Below are 21998 nucleotides of genomic sequence, written 5' to 3'. Positions count from 1 at the left end.
GTCAGTCGTCGGGTCCGGCGTCGGGTCAGGGGGCGCCAAAGCCGGCCTCCGCGAGAACGGCCTGGCCGGCCTCACCACTGACGAGCCGGGTGAAGTCGGCGGCCAGGCGGGCCCGGGCGCTGCCGGCGACGACGGCGATCGGGTACTCGTTCACGGCGGCGGTCGACTCGTCGAACGGGATGCCCAGAACGTCACCGCCGGCGGTCTCGACGTCCGTCACGTAGACCAGGCCGGCATCCGCTTCAGCGCTCTGCACCTTGCCGAGCACGTCGGTGACCGAGTTCTCCTCGCTCACCGGCTCGAGGTCCACCCCGGCGGCTTCGGCGACGGCCTCGGTGGCGGCGCCGCAGGGAACCTGGGGAGCGCACACCACGAGGTTCAGCCCGGGCGCGGCGAGGTCGGCGAACGATCGGATGCCGGCCGGGTTGCCTCGCGGGACCGCGATCTCGAGGGTGTTGGTGGCGAACACCGTGGAGCCGGCCTCGGCAAGGAGGCCGTCGCCGGCGAGGGCGGCCATGGTGGCGCCGTCGGCGGTGGCGATGACGTCGGCCGGCGCACCCTCGGAGATCTGGCTGACCAGGTCGGCGGAGCCGGCGAAGTTCAGCGTCACGGTGACACCGGGATGCGCGGCCTCGAACTGCTCGGCGATCTCGGCGAAGGTGCTCGTCAGGGACGCGGCGGCGAACACCGTGAGCGTTTGGGCGGCCGGGGCGGTGCCGGTCACGCTGCCGGGCTGGTCCGCCGATTCCGCGCAGCCGGCAAGAACGAGGACGGCCGCGGCGGCGAACGACACCATCCGCGCGGCACGGCGCGCGCCGCGTAGCGGGATGCCCCAGGTCGGGCTCACGACTGGCCCCGCGGGGTTTCCACGATCACGGTGGTGGCCTTGACCACGGCCACGGCCACGGAGCCCGGAACCAGGCCGAGCTCGCGCACGGCCTCGGTGCTCATCAACGACACCACCCGGTGCGGGCCGCACTGCAGTTCGACCTGACTCATCACCGGGTCGCTGTGCACCGCCGTGACCAGCCCCACGAAGCGGTTGCGCGCCGAGCTGGATCCTCCGGCCGGGTCGCTCGGCACCGCGGCATTCGCCTGCGCCAACTGCGCCAGGGCCAGACCGTCGACCACCTTACGACCGGACTCGTCGACACCGGCGGCCAGGGTACCCTGCTCGATCCAGCGGCGCACGGTGTCATCGCTGACCCCGAGGTACCCGGCGGCGTCCTTGATCCGTATTTGCGACATGCGAGCCATTCTAGGTCCGTGGATGCGGATTGTGCTGGCTCAGCCGTGCGCGCGGATCGTTGGTCCGGGCGACGCCCGGCAGCCGGTGCGGCAAGATGGGGGCATGAGCGCGCGCACGATCCACCAGCACCGGGACGCCGTGGCGACGCTCCTCGCCCCGCTGGTCCAGGGCCGCGCCACCGAGACGCTGCACCTCTCCAGCGAACGACTGAACGCGGACCCCGCCGGCTACCGGGCCCGGACCCTCGCGACCGGCGTCGACTCCCCCGCGTCGCTGCCGCCCTTCGACAACTCGCAAATGGACGGGTACGCCGTGCGTGCCGCCGACCTGACGGGAGCCACCGCCGACTCGCCGGTGCGCCTCGTCATCGCCGGCCGGATCGCCGCCGGCGACCCCGGCACCGCCCTGCAGCCGGGCACGGCCGCCCCGATCATGACGGGCGCCCCGATCCCGGCCGGCGCGGATGCTGTCGTGCCGATCGAACGGGCCGATCCGCCCCGTTTCCTGCCCGCACGCCAATCCGCCGGCGCCGGTCCGACCGTCGCGTTCGACGCAATGGTGCAGCCCGGTACCTTTGTGCGCCCGACCGGCAGCGACGTCCGCGCCGGCGACCTGCTCCTGCCCGCCGGTACCGTGCTCGGCCCCGCCCAGCTGGGCGTCCTCGCCGGCACCGGCGTCACGCAGGTACCCGTGGTCCGGCGCATCCGGGTGCTGCTCATCGCGACCGGCCACGAGATCCGCGAACCCGGCGCCGACCTCGCGCCCGGCCAGATCTACGACTCCAACAGCGTTCTGCTCAGCCAGGCCCTGCAGGATGCCGGTTGCACCGTGACCGCCCGCCCGTGCCGTTCCGACGATGCCGCCGACCTGCTCGCCCTCCTGGCCGACGCCGCCGGGACGGACCTCGTGGTCACCGTCGGCGGGGTCAGCGCCGGCGCCCGCGAGGTGGTGCGTGATGCGCTGGGCCCGCTCGGCGTGTCGTTCCAGCACGTGGCCATGCAGCCGGGCGGGCCGCAGGGCCTCGGCGCGATTCCCCACTCCTACCTGGGCGGCGCGACCGCGGCGACGCCCGGCGGCCTCGTGCCGGTCGTGACCTTCCCGGGCAATCCGGTGAGCGCGCTGATCTCGTTCGAGGTGTTCCTGCGCCCGGTGCTGCGCCGCCTGGCCGGGCTGCCCCGGCCGGACCGGGAGCTGAGGCGCGCGCCCCTGGCGGCCGCGGTGGAGTCGCCGGCCGGCAAGCACCAGCTGCGCCGCGGCATCCTGCGACACGATGGCGCGCTCGACCTGGTGGGTGGTGCCAGTTCGCACCTCCTGCACGCCTATGCCGCCGCGACCGCGCTTGTGCACCTGCCCGTCGGGGTGGAGAGTGTTGCGGCCGGCACCCCCGTGGATTATTGGAGCATCGATGACTGACACCTCACCCGAGAAGACCACCGGTGCGGCCGGAACCCCCGCCGCGCTCAGCCACGTACGCGCCGACGGCGCCGCCCTCATGGTCGACGTGACCGACAAGCCCGTCACCCGGCGGCGCGCCACGGCAACGGCCACGCTCACCACCCGGCCCGATGTGATCGCCCTGCTGGTCGCCGGGGAGCTGCCCAAGGGCGAGGCCCTCGCCGTGGCCAGGGTGGCCGGGATCATGGGCGCCAAGCAGACCTCCGCGTTGATCCCGCTGTGCCACCCGCTGCCGATCACCGGCGCCTCCATCGACTTCGCGCCCGGCACCGACAGCGTCGTGATCACGGCGACCGTGACGACCACCGGCGTGACCGGGGTGGAGATGGAAGCGCTGACCGGTGTGTCGGTGGCGGCGCTCACCCTGTACGACATGATCAAGGCCGTCGACAAGCACGCCGTCATCTCCGACATCAGGGTGCTGGCGAAATCCGGCGGCAAGAGCGGCGACTGGAGCACCGGATGATCCCGCCCCGACCGCCCCGGCACACCGCCGCCGCCGGCGCGACGGGCCGCATCGCCCAGGTGATCGTGGCGTCGACCCGGGCCGCCGCCGGCGAGTACCAGGACCGCACCGGTCCGGTCATCAGCGCCTGGCTGACCGAGCGGAACTGGTTGGTGTTGGCGCGTGCGGTCGTCGCCGACGGCGCACCCGTGGGGGACGCTCTCGCGGCGGCCGTCGAGGCGGGCCTGGACCTGGTGATCACCACCGGCGGCACCGGCGTGAGCCCCACCGACCAGACCCCCGAGCAGACCCTGCCGCTGCTGGATCGCCAACTGCCCGGCATCACGGAGGAGATGCGCCGCCGCGGCGCCGCGTCCACACCGTTCGCGGTGCTCTCCCGCGGCTACGCGGGCATCGCCCGCGGCCGCACCGTCGTGGTCAACCTGCCCGGCACCGTCGGCGGGGTACGCGACGGCCTTGCGGTGCTCGACGAGGTGCTCGACCATCTGCTGGACCAGCTGCACGGCATCGACCATGCCGCGCAGCGGCCCGGGACGCAGCCCACACGGTCAACCAGTGCGCCCGCAGCGCACTCCCCAAGCTCAGCCGAGGAGCGGCGCGATGACCACTGAACCGACGACCACTGAACCGACGAACACCGAACCGACGAACACCGAACCCATGAACACCGAACCCATGACCGGCGAACCCGCACCCGAAGCCCCGCGCCCGAACCCGGCGAGCCCGGTTCTGTTCGCCCGGGTGGACGAGAGCCCGATCACGGTCGACGAGTGCACGCATGCCGTGGGCGATGCCACCGCCGGCGCGGTCGTGTCGTTCGCGGGCGTGGTGCGCAACCACGACGAGGACCGCGGGGTGACCTGGTTGCGCTACAGCGCGCATCCGAGCGCCCAGGCCGTGCTCGACGAGGTGGCCCGCGAGGTTGCAGCGGCGCATCCGGGCTGCAGGATCGCCGCCGCCCACCGGGTGGGCGACCTGGGCATCGGTGACGTGGCGCTGGCCTGCGCCGTGGCCTCCGCGCACCGGGCGGAGGCGTTCGCGGCCTGCGCGGCCCTCGTCGACGAGATCAAGGCGCGCGTCCCGATCTGGAAGGAACAGGGCTTCACCGACGGCAGCACCGAGTGGGTCGCCGCCCTCGGCTAGCCCCGCCGCAACTGTTGCCCGTGCGGTCAAGTGCACCCGGCGCACCGGGACCAATTGCCCGATTCGGCAACAGTTGACGACGAACTGCGGCGGATCGGAGCGGGAAACCGCGCGTTCACCGTGAGGCCGGTGGGCCGGTTAACACGGCCGACACAATGCTGCGCTTGACTAGGGATGTCGGCGCCCCGTCCGGGCGCCCACGGCGGTGCCCACGGGCTCCGCCGACACCCCGGATGCCCGGCATCCTCAAGTCTCGGGAGGCGCGGATGGACCTGACCACCGTTGCATCGATCACTCCGGCCCGCACCCGCGCCGACCTGGCCGCGCTCGGCGACACCGTCGAACCCCTGGCCGGCGGCTCCGAACTCTTCGCGGACCCGCGCATCCACCTCACCGGCCTCGTCGATCTGCAGACGATGGGCTGGCCCGACCTCACGGTCACCGCCGACGGCCTCGAGATCGCCGCCACCTGCACCCTCGCCGCCCTGTCCCGGCTGCCCGCCGAGCCCGGCTGGGTCGCCCACCCGGTCTTCCACCAGGCCTGCACGGCCCTGTTCGGCTCGTTCAAGATCTGGAACGTCGCCACGGTCGGCGGCAATCTGTGCACCTCGCTGCCCGCCGGTCCGATGATCTGCCTCACCGCCGCCCTCGATGCCGAGGTGCTGATCTGGCGCGCCGACGGCAGCGACGAGCGGATGCCCGCGGTCGACTTCGTCACGGGCAACACCACTAATGTGCTCGCCCCCGGCGACGTGCTGCGCTCCATCACCGTGCCGGCCAGCGCCCTGGCCGCCCGCACCGCCTACCGCAAGATCGCCCTTTCCCCGCTCGGCCGCTCCGGCGCCGTGCTGATCGGCCGGCTCGACACCGACGGCACCTTCGTGCTCACGGTCACCGGCGGCACCGTGCGCCCGGTGCAGCTGCGCTACCCGCAGCGGCCGGGAGCGGACGCACTCGCCGCCGGCATCGCCGACATCGACGCCTGGTTCACGGATGCGCACGGCGCCGCCGACTGGCGCCGCGCCGTGAGCGGGCTGCTCGGCGAGGAGATCCGCCAGGAGCTTGCCGCACCCGCCGCCTCAGCCGACACCGACGGGAGCCGCGCATGAAACTGACCGTGAACGGTGCCCCGGTCGACGCCCCAGCCGCGCCCGGCCAGGCGCTGCGGACCTACCTGCGCCAGCAGGAGCACTTCGAGGTGAAGAAGGGCTGCGACACCGGCGACTGCGGTGCCTGTTCGGTGCTCGTGGACGGCACCCCAGTGCACTCCTGCATCTACCCCGCCTACCGGGCCGCGGATCGCGAGGTCACCACCGCCACCGGCATCGGCAGCCCCGACAACCTCGCCCCGATCCAGCAGCGCTTCATCGACGCGGCCGCCTTCCAATGCGGCTTCTGCACCCCCGGCATGGTGGTGACGGCCTCCACTCTCCAGGATCACCAGCTCCACGACCTGCCCCGCCTGCTCAAGGGCAACCTGTGCCGCTGCACCGGCTACCGGGCCATCGACGACGCGATCCGCGACCGGCACACCCCGGCCGACGGCACCTGCGGCCACGACCACGACGCGGCGCCCGGTACGGCAGCGGATGCGCCAGCTCCCGCCGCCGGCCTCGGCCCGGTCCGGCGCACCGGTCCGCGCACCTCCGCCACCGACGGCCAGGTCGGCGGGTCGCTGCGCGCGCCGGCCGCCGCCCGGGTGGTGAGCGGCCAGGAGCCGTACACCCTGGACGTGGCGGTGCCGGGGCTCACGCACCTCTCGGTGCTGCGGAGCCCGCACGCGCACGCGCGGATCCTCAGCATCGACGATTCCGCCGCGCGCGCGCTGACCGGCGTGCACGCCGTGCTCAGTTCCGCCGACTCCCCCGCCACCCTGTTCTCCTCGGCCCGGCACGAAAGCCGCCTGGACGACCCCGACGACAGCCTGGTCTTCGACACCGTGGTGCGGCATCGCGGCCAGCGGGTCGCCGCCGTGGTCGCCGACTCGGTGGCCATCGCCGAGCACGCCTGCCGGCTGCTGGTGGTGGAATACGAGCTGCTGCCCGCCGTCTTCGACCCCGCTGAGGCCCTTCTCCCCGGCGCCCCGCTGGTGCACGGCGACAAGGACCCCGTGACCAGCCGCCTCGCCGACCCGTCCCGCAACCTCGTCGCCGAGTTGCACGGCGAGTACGGCGACGTCACCGCGGGCCTGGCCGCCGCGGACACCGTGATCACCGGCACCTGGCAGACCCGGCGCGTCGCGCACACCCAGCTCGAGACCCACGCCAGCATCGGCTGGATCGAGGACGACCGGCTCGTGCTGCGCACCAGCTCCCAGGTGCCGTTCCTGGTGCAGAAGGAGATCAGCCGGATCTTCGACCTCGACCTCACCAAGGTGCGGGTCTTCGCCGCCCGGGTCGGCGGCGGTTTCGGCGGCAAGCAGGAGATCCTCACCGAGGACGTCGTCGCCCTCGCCGTGCTCACGACCGGGCGGCCCGTGCAGTACGAGTACACCCGCACCGACGAGCTCGCCGCCTCCCCCGCCCGGCACCCGATGCGGGTCGGTGTCACGCTCGGCGCCACCGTGGACGGCCGGCTCACGGCCCTGGCCGTCGAGGTGCTCTCCGACACCGGGTCGTACGGCAACCATGCCCCCGGCGTGATGTTCCATGGCACCAGCGAGTCGGTCGCCCTGTACAACGTGCCCAACAAACGGGTGGATGCGCAGGCCGTCTACACGAACAACCCGCCGTCCGGCGCGTTCCGCGGCTACGGCCTCGGCCAGGTCATCTACGGCATCGAGAGTGCCCTCGACGACCTGGCGCACGAACTCGGGCTGAACCCGTTCGACATCCGCCGGATCAACTCGGTACGCCCCGGCGACCCGCTCGTGGTCACGCATGAGGAGGGCGACGACATCGGCTTCGCCAGCTACGGGCTCGACCAGTGCCTCGACCTGGCCCAGGCCGCGCTGGCCCGCGGCAACGGCGTCGCCGCTCCGGCCGGCGCCGAGTGGCGGGTGGGCGAGGGCATGGCTTCATCGATGATCGCGACCATCCCGCCCCGCGGCCACTACTCCCAGGCGAGCATCACCCTCGGTGCCCACAACCGGTATCTGGTGCGGGTGGGCACCGCCGAATTCGGCAACGGCACGACCACCGTGCACACCCAGATCGCCGCGACCGCGCTGAACACCAGCCCCGACCGCATCGAGATCCGGCAGTCTGACACCGACACCGCCGGCTACGACACCGGAGCGTTCGGGTCGGCCGGGGTGGTCGTGGCGGGCAAAGCCGTGCACGGCGCGGCCACCACCCTGGCCGCGCTGCTGTGCGCCGAGGCGGCCCGGTCCACCGGTCTGCCGGCTGAGGCGTTCACCCTGCACGCCGACGAGCTGCGCGCTGGCGACACGATCGTGCCCCTGGCCGGCCTGGTGGGCCCGAACGGGATCAGCGCCGTCGGCCGCGAAGACGGTGCCCGCCGCTCCCTGGCCTTCAACGTGCACGCCTTCCGCGTGGCCGTGAACACCGACACCGGCGAGGTGCGGATGCTGCAGTCGATCCAGACCGCGGATGCCGGTTTCGTGATGAACCCGGAGCAGTGCCGCGGCCAGATCGAGGGCGGGGTGGCGCAGGCCATCGGCACGGCCCTGTTCGAGGAGCTCATCCTGGACGGCGCCGGCACCGTGACCACCCGGGTGCTGCGCAACTACCACATTCCGCAGCTGGCCGACCTGCCCGTGACCGAGGTGTACTTCGCGGACACCGCCGACGACCTGGGCCCGTACGGCGCCAAGTCGATGAGCGAGTCGCCGTACAACCCGGTGGCGCCGGCGCTGGCCAACGCGGTGCGCGACGCCATCGGCATCCGCTCCTATGAGCTGCCGATGTCGCGCGACCGGGTGTGGCGGCTAGTGAACGGGGCTCGCGTGCCGGTCTGATCCGCGCCGCCGGCGGGCCCGGCTCGCCTGGCGCTAGCCCGCCAGCGTGAGGCGCAGGCGTTTCGGCAGCGACGCCACCACGATCGCGTGCGACTCGGCGATCAGTTCGCGCACGTGCCCGGCCGGCACGGTGCCGTCCAGGCGCACCGTCACCCAGTGCTTCTTGCTCATGTGGTAGCCGGGGTCGATGCCGGGCACGCTCCGGATGAGCCGGGGCACGTTCTCGGGCAGCGCCTTCACGGTGATCGACACGGTCGGCTCGGCCAACCCGCGGTGCACGGGGGTGTTGTCGATGCCGAACACCTTGCCGGCGACCTTGAACACCCGGGCCTCGGGGCCGAAGGGGTAGGTCTCCTCGGCCCCGTTGAGGTCCAGGACGAAGGCGGTCAGGCCGGCGGGCGTCAACGGGGCGCCGGTCGCGTCATCGGGCAGCCGGTCGGTCATGGTTCGAGGGTAGCGGCTCTGGTTCCGGAGCGGGTCAGGCGCTGGCCGGTTTCATCTCCTTGCCGTGCACGGTGACCGCGTAGATCACCAGCACGTCGATCGCGATCATCAGCAGAGACCAGAGGGGGTAGGCCCCGAGGAAGGCGATGTTCACCAGCGCGCTGCCGAAGGCGAGGATCACCGCGACGATCCGCGCCCACAGCTGCCCGGCGAGGAGCGCGATCCCGGCCAGCACCACGACGGCGCCCAGGATGAGGTGCACCCAGCCCCACGTCGTGTAGTCGGCCTGGATGATCAGGCCCTGCTCGGCGACGAGATAGTAGGTGTCCTGGAAGAGCGCGACGAGGCCCTGGATGGCGTGGAAGGTGCCCATCATGAGCATCATCACGCCGGCGAAGACGATCCGGCTCTGCCATCCGGTGCCTGGTTCGACGGCCTCGTACGCACTCTGGCGCGTCGGCGTGGTCGGGTCCTGGGCAGCCGACGTGGTGGCGCCGGTCTGCGAGCGCCCCGGACCCTGTGTGGTGGTCATGGGTGGTTCCTCCGTTTCGATCCAATTGTTGGTCTCGCGAAGGACGCTACTGCGCGGGATGGCTCGTTTCGTCGTCCGAACCGGGTGAGGCGGCCGGCCGGTGGATGGGCCCGGTGCGATCGCCGAGCGGCGCACCGGAGCCGCCGGAGCGGGTGGCCAGCACCTCGGCGAGGATGGAGACGGCAGTCTCCTCCGGTGTGCTCGCGCCCAGGTCCAGGCCGATCGGCGAATGCAGCCGGTCCAACTCCGCTCCGCTCAGGCCGGCGTCCTGCAGGCGGTGCATCCGCCGGTCATGGGTGCGCCGGGATCCCATGGCGCCCACGTAGGCCACGTCGAGCCGGAGTGCGGCCTGGAGCAGGGGAAGGTCGAACTTCTCGTCGTGACTGAGCACGCAGATGACGGTGCGCGCATCGGTATCGGTCCCGGCGAGGTAGTCGCTCGGCCAGGCCACCACGACCTCGTCGGCGGTGGGGAAGCGCTCCGGGGTGGCGAACACTGCGCGGGCGTCGCAGACGGTGACCCGGTAGCCGAGCAGGCTCGCGGCCGCGGAGAGCGCCGAGGCGAAATCGCCAGCACCGAAGATGAGGAACCGCGGCGGTGCGGCGGCCACCAGGAAGAGCACCCGGGCCTCGAGCCCGGCGCAGTCGACGGTGCCCAGAGCGGTCCGGCCGCCGGCCAGGCGGGCGCGCAGCTCCGCACGGATGCGGCGATTGCTGTCGGCGTCGAGCCCGACGGAGGCTGCCGGGACGGAGGCTGCCGGGACGGAGGCTGCCGGGACGGGGGCTGCCGCCGGCTCGTCGTCCTGCGGCGTGAGGACCAACCCGGTGCCGGGTCCGGCGACGACCACGGCGAGCCCGGCCGCCAGGCCGGCGGCGGCGGCACGCAGTTGGCCGAGAACCGCCGCGGGCACGGCGTTGCGGTGCCCGGCCGGGGCCAGTTCGGTGAGGTAGACCTCGATGGTGCCGCCGCAGCTGAGTCCGGCGGCAAAGGCGTCGTCGTCGCTCACGCCGTACTCCGCGACCCGGCCGCGGCCGTCGGCGAGCACCTCGGCGGCGGCCTCGTAGAGGTCGCCCTCCACGCAGCCGCCGGAGATGCTGCCGATCACGGCGCCGGTGTCGGTCACCGCCATCGAGGTGCCCAGGGTGCGCGGCGCGCTGCCGAGCACCCGGGTCACCGTGGCGATCGCCAGCCCCTGCCCGCGCGCGAGGGCATCGAGCACCGGGCCGGCGATCTCGAGCACGGTTAGTTGCCCGCGCTCTGGTCCATGCCCATCCGTCGCAGCACCAGGTTCTCGGCGAACTGGGCGACGCCGTAGAGCACCATCGAGACGATCGTGATGACGACCACCGATGACCACACCTCGAAGTTCTTGACCTGGGAGACGGCGACGACGATGCCGTAGCCGAGTCCCTGGCCGGTGGCGAGCCACTCGGCCAGCAGGGCGCCGGTGATGGCGCCGGGAATGGAGATCTTGATCGCGGCGAAGAACGACGGCAGTGAGCTCGGCAACGCCACCTTGCGGAGCGCAGTGAAGGGGGTGCCGCCGTAGACGGCGATGACGTCGCTGACCTGCGGGGACGCCGAACGCAGCCCGAAGGCGATGTTCACCAGCGCCGGGAAGAGCACCACGATGGCGCCGGTGACCACGGCGATGCTGGGGCCACGGCCGGTGATGAGGATCAGCACCGGTACGAAGGCCACCAGCGGAACGCTCCGCAGCAGCAGGGCGATGGGCATCAGGGCGTGCTCGATGCCCTTGGAGAGGGTGAACAGGGTGGCCAGCACCAGCGCCAGGAGCAGTCCGGCGACAAAGCCCAGGAACGCGTCGGTGAGGGTGACGCCGAGGTTGGTGAGGATCAGCGCCCGGTTCTCGGCGGCCGCCGGAACCGTGAACAGCCAGTTGAAGACATCCAACGGACCCTTCGCGATGAACGGCGAGACGCCCAGCAGCAGGATCAGGCCCTGCCAGGCCACGAGCACGATCACGAGGGTGAGCACCCCGGTGCCCAGTGCCCGGCCGATGTAGGCGCCGATGCCACGGGCCTGGGAGCCCGTGGACCGGGTCATCACGCTCGGCCGGTTGCCGGAAAGCTGCCGGTCGTCGGTGCGGGCCTCGTCGCGGGCCTCGTCGGCAGTGCGGGTGGGGGCGCTCATGAGCTGCTCCGTCCGGTGGTCCAGGGGGTGGCGAAGCGGGAGATGCCCGCAAAGAGCAGGTAGCCGAGCCCCGCGAGCAGCCCGGCGACGAGCGCGAGGCACCACACCCGTTCCACGTTGGCGGCGTTGCCCGCGGCCAGCATGGCCAGGCCGAGGCCGCGCTCGGCGCCGCCGAGGTATTCACCGAGGATGGCGCCGAGCAGGGCCGCCGGTGCGGCGATCTGCAGGGCGTTCAGCACGCTCGGCAGGCCGGCGATGAGCCTCACCTTCCGCAGCTGGGTGAATTTGCTGCCGCCGTACACGGTGACCAGGTCGAGGCTGGCCTTGTCGGCTGCCTTCAACCCGACCAGGGAGCCCACCACGGTGGTGAAGAACACCGACAGGGCGGCCAGGAACACCGCGGTGCCGGACGGGTCGCCGCGCGGCGGGCCGATCACGATATAGGCGATCGGGCCGATGGCCACGATCGGCACGCAGTAGGTGATCACGGCGATCTGTAGCGCGATCTTTTCGATGCGCGGCACGATCAGGACCAGTCCGGCCAGCAGCAGCGCCAGGCCGTTGCCCCAGAGGAACCCGATCGCCGCTTCGCTGAGGGTCATGGTGATGTGCGGCCAGTAGAAGGCCGCCCCGTCGCCGAGGAACCGGCCGACCACTTCGGCCGGGGTGGGGATGGCGCCGCCGGGCACGGAGCCGGAGTTCTGGAAGATCGTGAGCGCGCTGATCCACCATAGGGCCACCACGACGATGACCCCGAGCAGACCGGTCGCCCAGCCGGGCAGGCCCCTGCTGACGGGCATCAGTGTGCCGCGGCCGCGGCCGGGGTGTCGGCGCCGAAGAGCAGCTCGGAGGCGCGGTCGTGCAGGGCGTGGAATTCGGGGGTGCGCATCATCTCGGGCAGGCGCGGGCGCGGCAGGTCGACTTCGATGACCTCCTTGACCCGGCCGGGCCTGGGGCTCATCACGGCCACCTGGTCGGAGAGGAAGATGGCCTCGGCGATGCCGTGCGTGACCATCAGGGTGGTGGCGGGCTTCTCCGTCCAGATGCGCAGCAGTTCGACGTTGAGGCGCTGGCGGGTCATATCGTCCAGGGCGCCGAACGGCTCGTCGAGCAGCAGCACGGAAGGCTTGAGCACCAGGGAGCGGGCGATCGACACGCGCTGCCGCATACCGCCGGAGAGCTGCGCGGGCTTGGCCTTCTCGAAGCCGGTGAGGCCGACGAGCTGGATCAGTTCGGTGACGTAGTCCTCGTCGACGGGCATCCGTGCCACCTCGAAGGGAAGTTTGATGTTGCTGCGGACGCTCCGCCAGGGCAGCAGGGCGGAGTCCTGGAAGGCGATGCCCAGCTCGTGGCCGTTGCGGAGTTCGGTAGGGCTCTTGCCGTCCACCCGGGTGGTGCCGCTGGTGGGGTTCTCGAGGCCGGCCAGGATGCGCAGGATCGTGGACTTGCCGCAGCCGGACGGGCCGAGCAGGGAGAGGAAGCTGCCCTTGTCGGTGTGCAGGTTCGCGTTGTCCAGGGCGACAACCTCCTTGCGCCCCACCGTGAAGGTCTTGTGCAGCTCTGAGATGTGCAGGCCGGTTCCCGAGGTGACGGGGAGCGTGCTGTCGATGGTGCTCACTAAGTGCTGTCCTAACTGGGCGTCGTCGATGGCCGAATACCCAGTATCGCCGACGGCACCCGCCCCAGGGGGGCGGGTGCCGTGGCGACACCGGTCAGGTGCGACCGCTGTGTGGTTGGGTGCTGTTACTTGCTGTACGCGACGAGGTCGGGGTTTTCCTCGTACACCTCGGCGAGCAGGCTCATGTCGAACAGGGTGTCCACGTCGATGTCCACGCCGGCCGCGGCGAGCGTCTCGACGGACGTCGCCTGCAGCTCGTCGCTGATCGTGAAGAGACCGTTTTCCTCGGTGTCGGGGCTGACGACGAGGTCGGTGGCCTGGATCTCCGCCTGGCGGGTCTCCTTCTCCATGGTCAGGCCGAGGTCCTTGCCGTAGGTGTCCACGGTGAGGGTGGCGGCGGCAGCGGGATCGTTGATCGCATCCGACCAGCCCTTGATCTCGGCGACCAGGAGCGCCTTGAGCATCTCACGGTCGTTCGCGATCGCGTCGTCGGAGGCCGTGAAGGTCTCGGCCACGAACGGCAGGCCGTTGTCGGCCAGCGGAAGGTTGACCGGCTCGAGGCCGGCCAGCTCGGCGTCGATCGACTCGTTGGTGAGGTAGGCGAACCAGCCGTCGACCTCACCGTTGAACAGCGGGGTCGGGTCGTACTCGACCGGAACGACGGTGATGGTGGCGGGGTCGATGTCGTTGACCTCGACGAACGCATCCCACAGGCTCTGATTGCTGGCCTGCACGCCGATGGTCTTGCCCGCGAGGTCGTCGAGGCTGGCGATGTTGCCGACGCCGGCCAGCGAGAGGATGGTGAACGGGTTCTTCTGGTAGGTCGCGCCGATGATCTTCAGCGGTGCGCCCTCCTCCGCGATGACGGTGCCGGTGGAGATGGCGTTGCCGATGCCCAGGTCGACGTTGCCCGAGATGACGCCGGCTTCGGCCGACGCCGGGCCGGGGATGAGGTCGACGGAATCGAAGCCCGCGTCGGTGAAGTAGCCGGCGTCATCGGCGACGAACTCGCCCATGAACTCGGTGTTCTTGATCCAGGACAGCTGGATGCTCGCGTCGCCGAACGAGGCGGCCTCGCCGGAGCCGGAGCCGGAGGAGCCGGCATCGCCGGCGCAGGAGGAGAGAACCAGGCTAAGTGCTGCGGCCGCGGCGATGCCGGTGCCGATGCGCTTCACCGATCGACGATTGAACGGGGTAAGTGGGGCGTGCGTCATGACGCGGGTCCTCTCGGTGGTGCTCGGGGGTTGCCGTGGAACTCAACGGCGTACTGGGGGCGGGATGCCTGAGTGAAATGTGCTGCTGTGGTGTTCGTGGCGCTGTGGTGCTGGTACTGCTGTGGCGCTGTGGTGCTGGTACTGCTGTGGTGCTGGTGCTGCTGTGATCACGGTGTTTCACGGCACCGCATCCGCTGCAACGAATGTTCGGATGACTCGAACACTAATTGCTGAGTGTGACGCCATGAAGACCGAAACATTTCCGGCTCATTACGGCCTGGAAGCCGTGCTGAAACGCGGGATTCCTCCCCGGTGGTCCCGGAACCCTGGCGTGATAGCGTCACGGAGTCCACCCCGAAAGGAACTCCAATGTCTCTGCCTATCGTACCGACCTCGGCCTTCGTCGCCGGCCTGCCCAAGGCCGAGCTGCACCTGCACCTGGAGGGCACCCTGGAGCCCGAGCTGAAGCTCCAGCTCGCCCGCCGCAACGGCGTGGACATCGGTCAGAGCACCGTGGAGCAGGTGCGCGCCACCTACGAGTTCGACTCGCTGGCCAGCTTTCTCGGTGTGTACTACCCCGCCATGGACGTGCTCGTCACCGAAGCCGACTTCTACGACCTCGCCACCGCCTACTTCCGTCGCGCCGCCGCCGACGGGGTGCGCCGGGTCGAGGCGTTCTTCGACCCGCAGGCGCACACCTCCCGGGGCATCCCGATCGAAAGCGTTCTCGTTGGCTACCACCGGGCCGCGGTGGATGCCGCCGACCTCGGGATCTCCGCCGAGCTCATCCTGTGCTTCCTGCGGGACTTCTCCGCCGAGAGCGCCCTCGAGACGCTCACCGCGGCGTTGCCCTACAAGGACCGGTTCATCGGGGTCGGCCTCGATTCCGACGAGCGGGAAAACCCGCCGGCGAAGTTCGCCGAGGTCTTCGCCCTCGCCCGGGAGAACGGGCTCAAGCTCACCATGCACTGCGACATCGACCAGGTCGGCAGTATCGAGAACATCCGCCAGGTGCTCGAGGACATCGGGGTGGACCGCATCGACCACGGGACCAACATCGTGGAGAACCCCGAGCTGGTCACCCTGCTCCGGGAGCGGGGCATCGGCCTGACCTGCTGCCCGGTGTCGAACAGTTTTGTGACGGCGGACATGAAGGCCGTCGAGATGGTGGCGCTGCTGAGCTTCGGCGTCCTGGTCACCGTGAACTCCGACGACCCCGCCTATTTCGGCGCGTATGTGGCCGACAACTACCTGGCCTTGGCCGAGAAGGCCGGGCTAGACGCCGGTGAGTTGGTGCAGCTGGCGAAGAATTCCTTCGAGGCCGCCTGGCTGTCCGACGCCGAGAAGCAGGCGTATCTGAGTGCCATCGACGAGTACGTCGCAGGGTACCCGACCGCGTAGGGCCCACGGTCGCGCCGGTGTTTCACGAACGCCGATGCCGTGTGTCCGACAGGTTTCAGAACCCCGGAACGGGACCGGAACGACTTCACTAGGGTGATCGGTAGGCGGCACGAACCGAGCCGCGAGAGCCCTTGAGCCGAGATGGAGACACCGATGTACGACCTGGTCATCCGCTCGGCCCGCGTGCTCACCGGGGCGGGCTTCGAGCCTGCCGCCGTCGCGATCGCCGACGGCGTCATCCGTGCCATCGCGCCGGCGGATGCGCCGCTCGAGGCCCGGCGGGACGTCACCCTGCCCGCCGACCAGGTGCTGCAGCCGGGCATCGTGGACACCCACGTGCACGTGAACGAACCGGGCCGCACCGACTGGGAGGGCTTCAGTAGCGCGACCCTCGCTGCCGCGGCAGGCGGCGTGACCACGATCATCGACATGCCGCTGAACAGCATCCCGCCCACCACGACGGTGCCGGCCCTCGAGCAGAAGCGCGCGGCGGCCGCACCCCAGGCCACGGTCAACGTCGGATTCTGGGGCGGGGCGATTCCGGACAACCTCGGCTCGCTCGAGCCGCTGCACGACGCCGGCGTCTTCGGGTTCAAGGCGTTCCTCTCCCCCTCCGGCGTCGACGAGTTCCCGCACCTGTCACCGGCAGAGCTCGAGGCCGCCGCCACGGAGATCGCCGGCTTCGGCGGACTGCTCGTGGTGCATGCCGAAGACCCGGCCGTGCTCGACCGGAACGAGAACGCCGGCGGCACCGCCTACTCGGACTTCGTCGCGAGCCGGCCGGATGCGGCCGAGGACGCCGCCATCGCGCGGGTGATCGATGTGGTGCGGCGCACCGGCGTGCGCGCCCACATCCTGCACCTGTCCTCAGCGCTGGTGATACCGCGGCTGGCGGCGGCGCGCGCCGAGGGCCTGCCGATCACCGTCGAAACCTGCCCGCACTACCTCAGCTTCGCCGCGGAGAGAATCGCCGACGGCGCCACCGCCTTCAAGTGCTGCCCGCCGATCCGTAGCGAGAGCAACCGGGACCTGCTCTGGCAGGGTCTGGAGAACGGGGTCATCGACCTCATCGCCTCCGATCACTCTCCCGCCACCCGAGAGCTCAAGCTCGGCCACGGCGGCGACTTCGGCCTGGCCTGGGGTGGGATCTCCGGACTGCAGCTGAGCCTGCCGGCGGTGTGGACCGCCGCCAGGGCCCGCGGCCTGCCGCTGGACCGGGTGCTGGGCTGGATGGCCACCGCCACGGCCCGGTTCGCCGGCCTGGACTCCGGCGCGATCTCGGTGGGCGCCGCCGCCGACCTCGTCGCCTTCGCGCCCGACGAGACCTTCACCGTCAGTGTGGATGCCCTGCGGCACAAGAACCGGGTGAGCGCCTTCGACGGTGCGACCCTGTTCGGCCGGGTGCACACCACGTGGCTGGCCGGGAACGTGATTTATGCGGCCGACGACGACGCATCCGCCCGGCAGCCCGCTGGTCGCCTGCTGAGCGCCGGCTGACCCGGCCCGACCCCGCACACCCCGAACACAGCATCACCGAATCACCTAAGGAGCACCCATGTCGATAGTTCTCGGACCCAACCGCTACGGCAAAGCGGAGAACCGGATCGTGCGCATCTACCGCGACACGCCCCGCCACGAGATCCACGACATCAGCGTCTCCACCGCCCTGCACGGCGATTTCGCCGACGCCCACCTGGTCGGCGATCAGTTGCAGGTGCTGCCCACCGACACCCAGAAGCAGACCGCATACTCGTTCGCGAAGGAAAAGGGACTTCTCTCGATCGAGGGCTACGGACTCGACCTCGCCACCCATTTCGTGGACCACATCGACTCGGTCGCCGGTTCCCGGGTGGAAATCGAGGAATTCGCCTGGGAACGTGTGGTCGTCGACGGCACCGAGCACGACCACACCTGGGTGCGACGCGGTCAGGAGGTGCGCACCGCGGCCATCTCGGTCGAGGGCACCGGCGACGCCCAGCAGGTCTGGGTGGTCGGCGGCCTCAAGGACCTGATCCTGCTCAAGTCGACCGGGTCGGAGTTCACTGGCTTCATGCAGGACCCGTACACGCTGCTGCAACCCACCACCGACCGGGTGATGGCCACCTCGCTCACCGCCGGCTGGCGCTTCACCCACCACAGCGATGTCGACTGGGAAGCCACCTACACCGGCATCTCCGCGCTGCTGAAAACCCAGTTCGCCGTGGTGCACTCGCTGGCCCTGCAGCAGACGCTGTACAAGATGGGAGAGGCAGTACTCCAGGCCTACCCGAACATCGCCGAGATCCGGCTATCGGCGCCCAACAAGCACCATTTCCTCTACGACCTCTCGCCGTTCGGTGTGGAGAACAACAACGAGGTCTATCACGCCGCCGACCGGCCCTACGGTCTCATCCAGGCCACGGTGATGCACGACGACGCCACGGCTGCGGGCCCGGCCTGGGACTCGTACACCGGGCTGGTCTGAGGGTGACCAACGCCGCGTCGGCGGGGTCGCCGCAGGGCCGAGGCACCGGCCCGGGCCATGTCTACCTCGGCCACGTCTTCCACGTGGCCGGCTCCCCCACCCTGGCCGAGGCGCCCGCCCACCTGGTTTCGCTGCCGCAGGGTGCGCTCGTCACGGCATCCGACGGCACCATCGCCTGGGTCGGCCGCGCGGCGGACCTGCCCGCCGGCTTCGGGTCCCTGCCGGTCACCGACACGCACGACGGCTTCATCCTGCCCGGCTTCGTCGACACCCACGTGCACTTTCCGCAGACCTATTCCACGGATGCCTACGGCGGCGGCCAGCTGCTCGAGTGGCTCGACAACTGCGTGTTCCCGGCCGAGACCCGGCTGCGAAACGAGGACTTCGCGAACGCGATCGCCCGCGACTTCACCCGGCGGCGCACCGCCGCCGGCACCACGAGCGCCCTGGTGTTCGGCTCGGCGTTCCCGCACGCGCAGGACGCCCTGTTCGCCGAATCGGAGCGGGCGGGGTTGCGCCTGGTCAGCGGCCGCGGCATCCAGACCGTCGGCCCGGACTCGGCCAGCGCGCTGGTCACCTCCGAGGCGGTCGCGCTCGACCTGGTCAGGGACGAAATCTCTCGCTGGCATGCCCGAGACACCGGCGATTCCCGCACCGCGCTGCTGCAGGTTGCCGTGGTGCCGCGGTTCAGTCTCTCGGTGACGCCGCACACCCTCGCGGCGCTTGGCGAGCTCTACGACGGGGTACGCGGCGACGGCGTGTACTTCCACAGCCACCTCAACGAGAACAACCGCCCGGAAACCGGCGAGATCGACGTGGTGAAGGCGATCTACCAGGTGGACAACTACCTCGACACCTACGACGGCCGGTTCCTGCCGGGCTCAGCCGTTGGCGGGTCGAGCCTGCTCGGCCGGCGGAGCATCCTGGCGCACGCCGTGCACTGCGAAGACACCGAACTCGCCCGGCTGGCCGAGACCGGCTCGTCGATCGCGCACTGCCCCACCTCGCAGCAATTCCTGGGCTCCGGCACCATGCCCTGGACCCGCACCACCGGCTTCGGGGTGAACGTGGCGCTCGGCTCCGACATCGGCGCCGGCGACGAGTGGCTGATGAGCCGGGTGCTGAACGACTGCTTCAAGGTGCACCTGTCCGAACCGGGCGACGCGGGCCTCTCGATCAGCCCCGCCGAGCTGCTCTTCACCGCCACCCTCGCCGGCGCCCGGGCGCTCGACATGGAGGAACGGTACGGCAACCTCGACGTGGGCAAGGACGCCGACTTCCTGCTCATCGAGCCGGACAAGTGGGAGCCGCTCGCGGCGGTGCTGGCCAACGGCATCCGCGCCGACGACGACGACATGGCCACCGACCAGACCCTGTTCGCGTTGCTGATGGCCCTCCGCCAGCCGGCCATCACCGGTGTCTTCGTGCGCGGCCGCCGGGTCACGGCCCCGTAGCCGCGCCGCCCGCCCGGTCCGCCCGGCTTCGCGCGCCAACTGTTGCCCGTCCGGACAATTGCGCCCGGCACACCGGGACCAATTGTCCGCTTTGGCAACAGTTAGCCGCCGGTGGTCCCGTCGATGGCCTCGCCGATCAGGTCGGTGTGGCTTGGAGCAGCTGCGCGGACGCGGAAAAACCGGCCCGCTCGTACGCGGTGACGGCCCCGGGAGACGAGTGCACCGTCACGTGCTCGAGGCCGATTTCGACGGCGCGCGCCAGGACCGCGGCGAGCATCCGCCCGCCCACGCCCGAGTCGCGTTCGGCCGGCACCACGTACACGCACTGCACATCTCCGGATGCGCGCACCGGCGCCCGCGGGCTCGGCACCCGCGGCACCACGGCCAGCCAGGCCATGCCGATCACGGTCCGGCCGCGGCGGGCGACGGTGCAGCGGTGCGTCGAAACGAATTGTGCGGCCCAGTCGATGGACCCCGGTCACGAACTCCTCACGGGTCACCACGGGTACGCCGTGACTCTCGAGCACCCACTGCCAGCGCAGTTCGGCGACAGCGCCCAAATCTGCCGGTTCGGCGCTGTGGATGCTGACACCGCTTGTGGCTTGGGCGCCCTGGTCGCCCCCGCTGATATCATCCATGGTTCATTCTGGCGCGCTGGAGCCCGATCCCGGCGTCATGCTCGCCGTCCTTACCGGGCCGTCATACTGAACTCATGACCGATCCGGGCGTCGACGCCAGCTCCACGCCCGAACCCCGGTTCTTTCCCGACCTGGTCCCCGAGCTCCTCGTCGACGATGTCGCGGCCAGCCTGACCTTCTGGGTCGGGCTCTGCGGCTTCGAGGTTCTCTACGACCGGCCGAACGAAGGCTTCGCCTACCTGCACTCCGGCACAGCGCATCTCATGCTCGAGCAGGTCGGTGCGGGCCGGAACTGGATCCCCGGAGCCCTCGACCGGCCGCTGGGGCGCGGCGTCAACTTCCCGGTGATGCTGCCGGCCATCGCTCCGTTGCTCGCTCGCCTGGCCGGGGCGGACTGGCCCCTCTTCATGCCCGCCGAAACGAAGTGGTACGATACCGGCGCGACGCAGGCAGGCGTTGCCCAGTTCCTGGTGCAGGATCCGGACGGGTACCTGGTGCGGTTCTCCTCGCGGCTTGTCGCCCCGAACGACCCACCTCGGTGATACGGCCCACCGGACGGCCGCCACCGGAGGGCCCGCACCGGACGGACCCGTCGGAGGGTCCCAACAGGCGCTGGCGTGACTCGAGCGATCGCACGGAGTAATCTCGCCCACATGTGCGGACGATTTGCGATGAACGAAGATGTCGACGACCTCATCCGGGACTTCGTGGCGGCCGGCGGACGGGCCGGGGACTGGCGGCCGAGTTACAGCGTCGCGCCCACCGATCCGGCGCCCATCGTGCGCGAGTGGCGGCCGGAGGGCAGCGACTCGCCCACCCGTGAGGTCACCCTCGCCAAGTGGGACTGGCCGCAGCCGGCCGGGCAGCCCCGCCGAGGCCCGATCATCAACGCCCGGATGGAGAAGCTCGACCAGCGGTTCTGGGTGGGCGCGTTCTCGAACGCCCGCTGCATCGTGCCGATGCTGGGGTATTACGAGTGGACCGGCGAGAAAGGTGCCAAGCAACCGCACTTCATTCACGGTGACGGGCTGCTCGCCGCGGCCGGGGTGAGCTGGGCGTCGAAGGATGCCGATGGCGAGTGGTCGCGCGTGTTCGCGGTGGTCACCAGGGAGGCACGCGATGCGTCAGGCGAGGTGCACGATCGGATGCCGGCCTTCCTCGAGCCCGACACCTGGGCGACCTGGTTGCACCCGCAATCCATCACCACCGACGACCCCGCCGAGTCGGCCAGGAACCGCTCGGCGCTGATCGGCGTGCTGGACCGCACGTCGGCGGCGGTGGCGGCCACGATGCACCCCCGGCTGGTGGACCGCCGGGTCAACAGCGTACGGGCGGTGGACCCGCAGGATCCAACGCTGATTGAGCCGCTCGAGGAGTAGCCGCCGGGCGATCAATTCGGCACGTTGCGGCTGCGCTGCTCCTCCACAAGCAGCTGGTCAGGTGACTTTTCCACACCCACTCTCCGAGCCGTTCGAGTGTCGGTGGTGGGTGCGACTATGGGGGTATGAGCAGCCCAGCTGAGCAGTTCCCCGAAGGCCCGGATGGCGACTCCCACGGCCAGGCCGGCCGCCGGCGGCGGTCGCTACAGGAGCAGGCGCAAGCGACCCTGGCGAAGAAGGTGGCGAAGGCAGCGAAAGCCCACCGCGGGATCGGGCGGGCCAGCGCCAAGCGGGCCCGGGCGTTGGATGACCTGCGGCAGTGGAGTTCCGACCCGGTCATCGCGAAACTGCTCAACCCGGACTACGCCGGGTCCCTTGCCGTCGGCCCGGTGCTGACGGATGCCGACGCGAGCCGGCGGAAGGTCGCGGCGTGGGAGGACCAGGAGGTCGCGCGGCGCACCGTCACCA

At 70.8% G+C, this 21998-nt stretch carries 23 protein-coding genes; 13 read left to right on the top strand and 10 right to left on the bottom strand.

Going from position 1 to position 21998, the window contains the following annotated elements; translation table 11 throughout:
- Nucleotides 1-25: 25 nt before the first annotated feature.
- Nucleotides 26-847 (bottom strand): molybdate ABC transporter substrate-binding protein, encoded by an 822-nt coding sequence (gene modA / locus JWP54_RS03750; protein WP_297367434.1) that lies wholly within the window; start codon nucleotides 845-847, stop codon nucleotides 26-28.
- Nucleotides 844-1248, bottom strand: coding sequence for a molybdopterin-binding protein (locus JWP54_RS03745; protein ID WP_297367431.1), 405 nt, complete (start codon nucleotides 1246-1248; stop codon nucleotides 844-846). The genes modA and JWP54_RS03745 overlap by 4 nt, the downstream gene beginning before the upstream one ends.
- Nucleotides 1249-1351: 103 nt before the next feature.
- On the opposite strand from JWP54_RS03745, the gene glp reads away from it, so the two are divergent.
- The 6 genes from glp (at nucleotide 1352) to JWP54_RS03715 (ending at nucleotide 8232) form a co-directional block, all read left to right on the top strand.
- Nucleotides 1352-2662 carry a gephyrin-like molybdotransferase Glp gene (gene glp / locus JWP54_RS03740; protein ID WP_297367428.1) on the top strand — a complete coding sequence of 437 codons (1311 nt, stop codon included), beginning with the start codon at nucleotides 1352-1354 and terminating at the stop codon, nucleotides 2660-2662.
- A complete protein-coding gene (gene moaC / locus JWP54_RS03735; protein WP_297367425.1) occupies nucleotides 2655-3170 on the top strand; it encodes a cyclic pyranopterin monophosphate synthase MoaC in 516 nt (171 codons plus the stop codon). Before glp ends, moaC begins: the two co-directional genes overlap by 8 nt.
- A complete protein-coding gene (locus JWP54_RS03730) occupies nucleotides 3167-3781 on the top strand; it encodes a MogA/MoaB family molybdenum cofactor biosynthesis protein (RefSeq protein ID WP_297367422.1) in 615 nt (204 codons plus the stop codon). The genes moaC and JWP54_RS03730 overlap by 4 nt, the downstream gene beginning before the upstream one ends.
- A 64-nt stretch (nucleotides 3782-3845) precedes the next feature.
- Complete coding sequence (locus JWP54_RS03725; protein ID WP_297367440.1) at nucleotides 3846-4313, top strand: molybdenum cofactor biosynthesis protein MoaE; 468 nt, start codon at nucleotides 3846-3848, stop codon at nucleotides 4311-4313.
- A 233-nt stretch (nucleotides 4314-4546) separates the two neighbouring features.
- Nucleotides 4547-5422, top strand: a complete 876-nt coding sequence (locus JWP54_RS03720) for an FAD binding domain-containing protein (protein WP_297367420.1) — start codon at nucleotides 4547-4549, stop codon at nucleotides 5420-5422.
- Entirely contained in the window at nucleotides 5419-8232 is a 2814-nt protein-coding gene (locus JWP54_RS03715; protein ID WP_297367417.1) for a molybdopterin cofactor-binding domain-containing protein, read from the top strand. The genes JWP54_RS03720 and JWP54_RS03715 overlap by 4 nt, the downstream gene beginning before the upstream one ends.
- Nucleotides 8233-8265: 33 nt before the next feature.
- Here JWP54_RS03715 and JWP54_RS03710 read toward each other — a convergent pair whose 3' ends face one another.
- From JWP54_RS03710 to JWP54_RS03680, 7 genes are all read right to left on the bottom strand, one after another.
- A complete protein-coding gene (locus JWP54_RS03710) occupies nucleotides 8266-8676 on the bottom strand; it encodes an MmcQ/YjbR family DNA-binding protein (RefSeq protein WP_297367415.1) in 411 nt (136 codons plus the stop codon).
- 34 nt (nucleotides 8677-8710) lie between these two features.
- Nucleotides 8711-9208 carry a hypothetical protein gene (locus JWP54_RS03705; protein WP_297367412.1) on the bottom strand — a complete coding sequence of 166 codons (498 nt, stop codon included), beginning with the start codon at nucleotides 9206-9208 and terminating at the stop codon, nucleotides 8711-8713.
- Nucleotides 9209-9254: 46 nt separating this feature from the next.
- Entirely contained in the window at nucleotides 9255-10448 is a 1194-nt protein-coding gene (locus tag JWP54_RS03700; RefSeq protein WP_297367409.1) for an XdhC family protein, read from the bottom strand.
- A gap of 2 nt (nucleotides 10449-10450) precedes the next feature.
- A complete protein-coding gene (locus JWP54_RS03695) occupies nucleotides 10451-11362 on the bottom strand; it encodes an ABC transporter permease (RefSeq protein WP_297367407.1) in 912 nt (303 codons plus the stop codon).
- Nucleotides 11359-12162, bottom strand: a complete 804-nt coding sequence (locus JWP54_RS03690; RefSeq protein WP_297367405.1) for an ABC transporter permease — start codon at nucleotides 12160-12162, stop codon at nucleotides 11359-11361. Before JWP54_RS03690 ends, JWP54_RS03695 begins: the two co-directional genes overlap by 4 nt.
- Entirely contained in the window at nucleotides 12162-12980 is an 819-nt protein-coding gene (locus tag JWP54_RS03685) for an ABC transporter ATP-binding protein (protein WP_297367402.1), read from the bottom strand. Before JWP54_RS03685 ends, JWP54_RS03690 begins: the two co-directional genes overlap by 1 nt.
- Before the next feature lie 125 nt (nucleotides 12981-13105).
- A complete protein-coding gene (locus JWP54_RS03680) occupies nucleotides 13106-14194 on the bottom strand; it encodes an ABC transporter substrate-binding protein (protein ID WP_297367399.1) in 1089 nt (362 codons plus the stop codon).
- Nucleotides 14195-14563: 369 nt separating this feature from the next.
- Between JWP54_RS03680 and add the strand changes: the two genes are divergently transcribed.
- From add to JWP54_RS03660, 4 genes are all read left to right on the top strand, one after another.
- Nucleotides 14564-15595, top strand: a complete 1032-nt coding sequence (gene add / locus JWP54_RS03675; RefSeq protein WP_297367395.1) for an adenosine deaminase — start codon at nucleotides 14564-14566, stop codon at nucleotides 15593-15595.
- A gap of 153 nt (nucleotides 15596-15748) precedes the next feature.
- Nucleotides 15749-17092: an allantoinase AllB gene (gene allB, locus JWP54_RS03670; protein WP_297367392.1), complete on the top strand. Its 1344-nt coding sequence runs from the start codon at nucleotides 15749-15751 to the stop codon at nucleotides 17090-17092.
- A gap of 58 nt (nucleotides 17093-17150) precedes the next feature.
- Nucleotides 17151-18059: a factor-independent urate hydroxylase gene (pucL, locus tag JWP54_RS03665; RefSeq protein ID WP_297367389.1), complete on the top strand. Its 909-nt coding sequence runs from the start codon at nucleotides 17151-17153 to the stop codon at nucleotides 18057-18059.
- 2 nt (nucleotides 18060-18061) lie between these two features.
- Nucleotides 18062-19513, top strand: a complete 1452-nt coding sequence (locus JWP54_RS03660; RefSeq protein ID WP_297367386.1) for an amidohydrolase family protein — start codon at nucleotides 18062-18064, stop codon at nucleotides 19511-19513.
- 136 nt (nucleotides 19514-19649) lie between these two features.
- On the opposite strand, the gene JWP54_RS03655 is transcribed toward JWP54_RS03660, so the two are convergent.
- On the bottom strand, nucleotides 19650-19910 hold the full coding sequence (locus tag JWP54_RS03655; RefSeq protein ID WP_367274178.1) for a GNAT family N-acetyltransferase: 261 nt from the start codon (nucleotides 19908-19910) through the stop codon (nucleotides 19650-19652).
- Between the two features lie 315 nt (nucleotides 19911-20225).
- Here JWP54_RS03655 and JWP54_RS03650 point away from each other — a divergent pair, with 315 nt between their 5' ends.
- From JWP54_RS03650 to JWP54_RS03640, 3 genes are all read left to right on the top strand, one after another.
- Nucleotides 20226-20693, top strand: a complete 468-nt coding sequence (locus JWP54_RS03650) for a VOC family protein (protein ID WP_297367383.1) — start codon at nucleotides 20226-20228, stop codon at nucleotides 20691-20693.
- Nucleotides 20694-20804: 111 nt separating this feature from the next.
- Complete coding sequence (locus JWP54_RS03645) at nucleotides 20805-21530, top strand: SOS response-associated peptidase (protein WP_297367380.1); 726 nt, start codon at nucleotides 20805-20807, stop codon at nucleotides 21528-21530.
- A gap of 125 nt (nucleotides 21531-21655) precedes the next feature.
- A partial coding sequence (locus JWP54_RS03640) for a hypothetical protein (protein ID WP_297367377.1) occupies nucleotides 21656-21998 on the top strand: 343 nt, incomplete at its 3' end.

Source organism: Cryobacterium sp., assembly GCF_025463825.1.
Taxonomy (GTDB): Bacteria; Actinomycetota; Actinomycetes; order Actinomycetales; family Microbacteriaceae; genus Cryobacterium.
The sequence above is the reverse complement of the archived record's forward strand: the minus strand, read 5'-3'. Positions and strand labels throughout refer to the sequence as shown.